Annotated in this window: 1 protein-coding gene; it reads left to right on the top strand. The window is 39.7% G+C overall.

The window, feature by feature from the left end; all coding sequences use genetic code 11:
- A partial coding sequence (locus AC3G7N_RS22520) for a Mur ligase family protein (RefSeq protein WP_489424324.1) occupies positions 1–527 on the top strand: 527 nt, incomplete at both ends.

Raw genomic sequence — 527 nt, 5'->3', positions numbered from 1 at the left:
ACAGGCACAAATGGAAAAACAACCGTTGCAGCTTATGTAAAATCATTATTGAATAACTTGGGTTTACCCGCGGGTTCAATTGGTACAACTGGAGTATGGTCTTCTAAAGGAAAGCTGGATTTTCAACCGAGTACGCCGACGACACCAGAATCATCAGATATCCATGAGATTTTTGACCAACTTTATGCTGCGGGTGATAAAGCAGTTGCGATGGAGGTCTCTTCCATTGCTATTGAACAAAAAAGAGTGGAAGGTATTTTATTTGACGTAGGCGTACATACAAATTTGTCTCCAGAGCATATCGAATACCATAAAAACTTTGCAAACTATAAAAAAGCAAAGTTGAAGTTATTTGAACAGGTGAAGACTGCAGTAGTTAATGCTGATGATCCAGCGATGGCTGCTGATATCCTTGAAACATGTGAGGGTGATATTCTTACGTACAGCCTGTTAAGTGAGTCACAAGCAGATGTGAAGGCAACAAATATCATGGTTAACGACAATGGATCACTTATCGATTTAGAGGT

Source organism: Virgibacillus carmonensis (genome assembly GCF_057836705.1).
The sequence above is the reverse complement of the archived record's forward strand: the minus strand, read 5'-3'. Positions and strand labels throughout refer to the sequence as shown.